The 6,166-nt window shown below is 67.3% G+C and carries 7 protein-coding genes; all 7 read right to left on the bottom strand.

The window, feature by feature from the left end; all coding sequences use genetic code 11:
- The coding region (locus tag ADK28_RS08465) for an Rpn family recombination-promoting nuclease/putative transposase (RefSeq protein WP_048795409.1) at window positions 1-786 on the bottom strand (786 nt) is incomplete at its 3' end.
- 139 nt (window positions 787-925) lie between these two features.
- Window positions 926-1,873: a DMT family transporter gene (locus tag ADK28_RS08460; protein WP_048795412.1), complete on the bottom strand. Its 948-nt coding sequence runs from the start codon at window positions 1,871-1,873 to the stop codon at window positions 926-928.
- A gap of 180 nt (window positions 1,874-2,053) precedes the next feature.
- Window positions 2,054-2,407 (bottom strand): hypothetical protein, encoded by a 354-nt coding sequence (locus ADK28_RS08455; RefSeq protein ID WP_147882794.1) that lies wholly within the window; start codon window positions 2,405-2,407, stop codon window positions 2,054-2,056.
- A gap of 48 nt (window positions 2,408-2,455) precedes the next feature.
- The gene (locus ADK28_RS08450; RefSeq protein ID WP_048795407.1) at window positions 2,456-2,725 is read right to left on the bottom strand and encodes a PerC family transcriptional regulator; all 270 of its coding nucleotides are present in this window, start codon (window positions 2,723-2,725) and stop codon (window positions 2,456-2,458) included.
- Window positions 2,726-2,827: 102 nt separating this feature from the next.
- Entirely contained in the window at window positions 2,828-5,341 is a 2,514-nt protein-coding gene (locus ADK28_RS29235; protein ID WP_053091617.1) for an inverse autotransporter beta domain-containing protein, read from the bottom strand.
- A gap of 73 nt (window positions 5,342-5,414) precedes the next feature.
- On the bottom strand, window positions 5,415-5,777 hold the full coding sequence (locus tag ADK28_RS08440; protein ID WP_204375370.1) for a Dabb family protein: 363 nt from the start codon (window positions 5,775-5,777) through the stop codon (window positions 5,415-5,417).
- Window positions 5,778-5,903: 126 nt separating this feature from the next.
- Window positions 5,904-6,166, bottom strand: a 263-nt coding sequence (locus ADK28_RS08435) for an ANR family transcriptional regulator (RefSeq protein WP_048795406.1), incomplete at its 5' end; no start/stop codon positions are given.

Raw genomic sequence — 6,166 nt, 5'->3', positions numbered from 1 at the left:
CTGGATACCCTGTTCGATACCCTTCTCGATACCTTTTTGTTCTAGCTGTTGTGCGATGGTCATCAGTTCCTCCTCGTGTTGCGGAACCCGCAGGGCCAGTTCGCGAACAAATGCCTGCGCATTCGCCGATTCACCGGCCTGGATAATATAGTGTATCAGCGAAATCACCTGCGGCGAAGAGAGATAGCCGGTCAGCAGAATGGCGGACAGCCTGTCGGTCAGTTCGGCCAGGTCGCGCCGGCGAATATGTTTCTGCAGCAGGGTCAGTGCGGCCATGCTGCGGTGACCCATAATCTCTTCGTCGGGAATGACCGTCACATCAACCAGCGGAAAATCGCCGGTGTACAGTTTTTCCGCCAGTGTGGGGTCATCAAACTCCTGCAGCCAGTTGGTGGAGTAAGGGTACGGGCTGCGTTTGCCGGTATAGAACAGGACAGGGATGACCAGCGGCAGGGTTTTGTGCCCGGCGTCGAGGTGCCGCTGCATGGCGGCGACGGCGTAGCGCATCAAGCGAAAAGCCATGTGCTTATCGGGCGAGGATTGTGCTTCCACAAGGACGTGGATATAGCCGTCGCCGGCCCGGGTCTTCAGGCTGTAGAGAATATCACTGAAGTACGGGCGCAGGCTTTCTTCGACAAAGCTGCCGGATTCCAGCTTCAGCGTGCTGAGGTCACAGATGGCCAGCAGGTCTGCCGGCAGGTGCAGCTGCATAAAATCCCGCGCGGTATCGGGATGGGACAAAAACTGCCTGAAGGCCAGGTCATGGGGGGTCGGATGCTTTTTCATGGGGCTATCGTAGCACGTTCGCTCGCCGGTTCACCATGGCGCCGGGGGGTGAACCGGCAGGCTTTCAATAGCCGCTCGAGGCCGGCCCTGCCGGGGCCGCGCGGGGGTATATGCCTTCGCCTTAACAGAACCGCCGTTGTCAGCCCTCAGGCGCGCGGGTGTGCTCAGGGGGCCCCTCGCGCGTTGATAATAAACGCCCCTGGTCAGCGAGCAGCCGTTTCCTGGCGACCAGCGTCAACAATATGCCGGTGGCCAGCGGGATAATCAGCAGCATGGAGACGGTTGAGACCGCATACCCATAAATAGCGTCTTCCAGACTGACCGCAATCAGCGGAAAAACCAGAAACACCAGCGACGCCTGGAAGGCCGTGGCCTTTTGCTGCAGCGCAAAGTAGCACAAAATCCCAAACACCCCGGCAAAAGCGCCGAGATACAGGGTGGCGAGGAGTGAGTGCGCGGAGAAGGCGGAGAGCTGGGGCCTTTCCACGACCCATCCTGCTGCAGACAGCATCACGCCGGCCAAAAGGCACGGGAGCGCGTTAAACGTTATCACTGAGACGGTGCAGCTTCTCTTCTTGCATTGCGTATAGACGAGGGCATGGATGAGCACGGCAGTAACCAGGGCCGCGATCCCCTGCCAGTGGCTGTCCGGACTGGCCCGGGTCTCTTCGAGGAGAATGCCCGCCAGGGCCGCGAGGGCGAGCGTTAACCCCGCTATCTGCAGGGCGTTTGTTTTTTCATTCAAAAACAAAACCGAGGCAATCAAAATGGCCACCGGCATCGTCGAAAACAGCAGGGAGGCCAGTCCGGAACTGACGTAGGTTTCGCCGTAAATCATTAACGAAAAAGGAAGGGCAAAATAAAAAACGGCAATGACAAGCTGGAAGGCGCGTTGGCCGGGGGGGAATAAAAGCGGTGTTTTTCTTGCCCGGGCCAGGCTGATTAAGAACGGTGCCGCAAACATAAACCGCATGCCGGTTGCAAACACCGGGGGGATGGTTTCAGCGGCCACCCGCATCGCCAGCCAGGTTGTCCCCCAGGTCAGCGAAACCAGCAGGAACAATATCCCTGTCGTCACTTTGCGCATCATAGACTCTCCATAGATGAAATAAACGCCCCTGTTCAGGTGGAAAAAACAGGGATTTCTTGCGGCTTTCTCCGGCCGTTGGCGCCGGCTTTTCTCTTCCGGCCGGCGCCGGCCCGACCCGAAAAAAACACCCGGCGTCCGGGGCGGTCCCCGTTGCCGGTCTCGTTGTCTCCGCGCGCCTTACCGGTCAACCCGCTCCTGCGTCCAGCCATGGCGGTACAGGCAGTCGCTGACCAGCACCTCACGCGCGGCGGCGTTGGCGTCGGTAATGTCGTCGTCGCGGTCGGTGTCACGCGCCGCGGCCTGCCCGTCTTTCTCCGCCGCCCGACGGGTCGTGGTCGTGTGGCTGTGCTCGACCACATTGTCCGGGGGCAGCGTGGTCAGCGCCTGCGCCTCGCAGGCCGTTTCCTGGCGCTGCAGGTCCGCCGGCGTCGCGCCCGGCCTGACCCAGCGGGTGTTCACACACCCGGCCAGCAGCAGCGCGACCAGGCACAGCAGCCCCGGCCGCCAGGGAGTGCGTTTCAGCATTGTCATGGTGTCCTCATCCTGTGTGTTGGGGGTAACGGGCGCCGGCGCAGCCCCTCACGGGGCCTTGCGGGGCGCGAAGGGCACCCGAAAAGAGGGCCGCAGCCCCATGCGGTCCTGCAGGGCGGCGGCCGCCCGCTTGACCTCCTCAAAGTTATCCCGTCCGGGCCGGGCCCGCCGCGCCCGGGCCAGACAGGCATTGCGGCGGCGCACCACCCACTCCTGCTCGTCCGGCGTGCAGTGCGCCAGGACCTCCAGCCAGCGTCGGGCGGCCCGCCGGTCCAGCCCGGCCTGCTCCAGCGCCTCGGCAGTGACGTCTTTGACCATCGTGTTATCTCCTTGTGTTGCGGCTGTCCGGTAGCATACCGGGCCGGTCGTCGACCCGGTTAAACCGCCATTAAACCGCCGGGTAAAAAGGGTCCCGGATGCTTACAGCGCCCGGCGGCATAGCGCGCCGAAGGCCATCCCGTCGGCAAAAGCGCTACCGTCATGGCCGTTGTCCAGGTTGACCAGATAGTGCACCCTGAGGCTCGCCCGGGCATCAGACGTCCAGTTGTTCTGGTCGAGCACCCCGGCGCCGGCATAGGCCCCCATGTCGCCCCACTCGCTCCACAGGGTGCCGACGCCGCGTACCGCTTTCCCCTTGCTCAATTGTGCCCGGGTCGCCAGCGCCGCCCCCGTCTGGCTGCAGTGCGCGTCCGCCTGCAGCCAGGGCAGTTTAGCGGGCGTCGGCGTATACCAGTCGGTCAGGGTGAACGCATAGTGCAGCGGGTCGCCGCCCTGCTTCGGGGTGGCCGTGAGGGTGACCGTCCCGCCCTGCCCCTGACCGGTAAAGCGCACCACGCCGTCGCTGACCGCCACCCAGTGCGCATCCGACGCCCAGACGTAGTCCGCCGCGCTGCCGGTGTCCGGCGCCAGGGTGAAGGTGGCCCCCTGAAAGCCCGTCGTCGGAAATCCGTCCGTGACCGCAAAGGTCGCGCCGTTAACGCTCACCGTGTCAAGGCGGGCCGCCGGCAGCAGCGTCAGGATGATGTCCGGCAGCCCCATCGGCGCGCCGCTGTACAGGGGCGTCAGCGTGTAGTCGCCGGCCTGGGCGCCGGCGAGCGGGGCCGTGTAGGTCCCGGGCGCACTGCCGGACTCGGTGACGGTGCCGGTCGTGACCGCCCCGGCCGGGACCGGCCGGCCGTCGCTGTCGGTAATGCGCAGCGTCAGGTCGTCCGCCAGACCGGCCAGCGGGGCCCCGCCGGCGTCCCCCGCCGTGAAGGTCAGGGTGGCCTTTTCCCCCACCGTCAGCCGGTCCGGTGTCACCGTGAAGGTGGAGTGGGCAGGGTCCGGCGTTCCCTGCCCGACGGTGACGGTGGCCGCCGGCAGGCGGGTGCCGTCAACCACCGGGGTGAGCGTCAGGGTTTCCGCTTCGCGGCCCGCCGTGACAATGGCGCTGTACACCCCCGGCGCCTGCCTGACCGGCGCACTGACCGTGGCGCCGCGGCGTGGCCCGGTCTCGACGGTGATGGCCGTGGCCGGCAGGTCGGCCGGCTGTCCCCGGGCGTCGGTCAGCGTCAGGGTCAGGGTCTGGGTGTGCCGACCGTCCGCCGGCAGAACGGTGTGGGCCGGCAGGAAGGTGCCGCGCCAGGTCGGGGCGGCCGGTGGCCTGACGGTCACCCGGGTCTGCGCGGGGGCCGACCGGTTGCCTTCGCGGTCTACCGCCACGCCGCTGACCGTGTAAACGTTGTCCGCCCCGGCGCCGGGGAGGTAGTCCGGCAACCGCACGCCGGCGTCCCCGCCGGTCTGCACGAGGCGCCCGCCGGCCGCCAGCAGGGCCGGCGCCGACCAGTCGATGCGCGCCAGGCCGTGCGTGCTGGTCACGCGGGCCTCCAGGGAGTGCAGCTCCCCCGGTTCACCGCTCATCTGCGCGACGGTCTGCAGGCGGATGAGCGTCTTTTTGCGGTAGGTCAGCACGATGTCGTTGTCGCGCGCCACCAGGTCGTGGCGGCTGCCCGCCAGGGTGCGCAATGCCGGCACCGCGGCGGGGTCGGTCTGCTGCGACCAGGGCATGCCCAGCCGGTACTGCACCGCAATCCCCAGTCGGGTCTCGTTCTCCCCTGCCGCCCCCTGGCTGTGGGCGGCGCTGAGGGTCAGCAGCGGTACCGGGGTGTAGTCGAGCCCGGCGGTCAGCGCATACGGGTCACGCTGCCGGCGGTCGCGGCCGAACAGGGCGACCGCGTCGCCGTAATACTGCGCGAAGGTCAGGCGGCCGCCCAGCTGCGGCAGCGCCGGCAGCCAGGCCTCGGCGCGCAGGTCCCAGCCGTTGGCGGGGCGCGCCTCGTAGTCCGGCAGGTCCTGCGCCGTCTTCCAGTCGCTCAGGCGCAGGTAGGTATTGGCCCCCAGCTTCATGAAATCGCGCCAGTACTCGATGCCCAGCCCGGCTCGCGTGTGCGCGCCGGTCAGGTCGTGGTCAAGAAAGGCATTCCCGCCCAGCATGGCGTCGTCGTAAAACGTGCGCAGTCCGACCCCGAGGTTGGCCTGCGTCCGGTCTTCCGTGCGGTGCAGGCTGCTCTGGGTGAAGGCCAGCCAGTCGTCGCGGTCGTAGAGCGGCAGCAGAACGTCGAGCTGCGCATTGCGCAGCGTGAAGCGCGCATCCGTATCCAGCTGCACGCGGGCGGTGCCGAACTGCCCCAGCCATTGCGACAGCCGGTCGCCGGCCGCCCCGGCCACCGCCGAGCCGGCCCAGGCGGCGGTGGATTGCCCGACCTCCCCGGCGGCGAATGCCCGCCCGGCGCGGGCGGCATAGGTTGCCGCGGTGCGGGTGTCGGCATCAGTCTGCGGGGCGGCGTCATGGCCGGGTTCATTCCCCGCCGCCGGCAGCGCGCTCCCCACTATCAGCGCGGCCAGCAGCCCCCTTGTCGCCGGCGACAGCCGGCCTGCAGTGACGTTTTTTTCCATGCTGTTCACCTTTATTTTTTGTTTTTATTTGTTTTTCTTTGTTTTCTTTATTTTCCTGCCGGCGTGGCCGGCCTCAGGCCGTCACGACATTGTCCGGCCATACCGGATAATCCAGCACCACCACCTGCGCCAGCGCCGGACGCATCACCCCCTGCAGCGCCGCGTGCGCCGGGTGCGGCAGGTACACCGCCCGCGCCTGCGCATCCCGGAAGGTCATCATCACGGCATGCGTCAGGCCACCGTGCCACACCTCCGGACTGTCGTTCTCGCCCCACTCCACCGCCATGACCCCGGGCACCTGCCCCGGCAGCGCCAGGAACCCCGCCCGTATCTGCGCCAGCGTCGCCGGCGCCGTGCCGGGCCGAAAGCGCATCAGCACCAGATGCCGTATGCCCGTTATCATCGCCGGCTGTCCGGCCGTCCCGTTGTCTGTCATGCTGTCCACTCCATCGTTATCCCGGGGGTCAGTACCCCCATAAAAACCCCCACAGCACCGTGCCCCAGCAGGCGCAGCCGGCCAGGCACAGCAGCCAGAACAGGGTGTGCGTCATGCCGCCCCCGCTTAGCGTGGCCGCGGCGGGCCGCTCAGCGCCCGGCGGCGGCACCACTCGCGCCTTGCCTCGCACCAGTCGGCGTCGAGGTGCGTCGTCGCCAGCAGGGTCGCCTGCTGCCAGAGCTCTTCGGCCGGGGCATACAGCTGCGCGCGCTCGAGCGCGGCCGCCTGGTCCGTCAGGCGCCGGTAGTGCTCCCGGGGCCCGGCCTCCATTTGCAGGCTGCTGAGCGCCCGGGAGAGGTCGCCGCCGTGGGCCCCCTCGTCGTCCCCGA

Source organism: Serratia sp. 506_PEND, from assembly GCF_001076875.1.
Classification (GTDB): Bacteria; Pseudomonadota; Gammaproteobacteria; order Enterobacterales; family Enterobacteriaceae; genus Serratia; species Serratia marcescens.
Note: the sequence above shows the minus strand (reverse complement) of the source record. Positions and strands in the feature narration are given on the sequence as shown.

Coding starts and splice junctions, on each gene's coding strand:
- ADK28_RS08460 (WP_048795412.1), bottom strand. CDS start 1,873: ATGCGCAAAGTGACGACAGGGATATTGTTCCTGCTGGTTTCGCTGACC.
- ADK28_RS08455 (WP_147882794.1), bottom strand. CDS start 2,407: ATGACAATGCTGAAACGCACTCCCTGGCGGCCGGGGCTGCTGTGCCTG.
- ADK28_RS08450 (WP_048795407.1), bottom strand. CDS start 2,725: ATGGTCAAAGACGTCACTGCCGAGGCGCTGGAGCAGGCCGGGCTGGAC.
- ADK28_RS29235 (WP_053091617.1), bottom strand. CDS start 5,341: ATGGAAAAAAACGTCACTGCAGGCCGGCTGTCGCCGGCGACAAGGGGG.
- ADK28_RS08440 (WP_204375370.1), bottom strand. CDS start 5,777: ATGACAGACAACGGGACGGCCGGACAGCCGGCGATGATAACGGGCATA.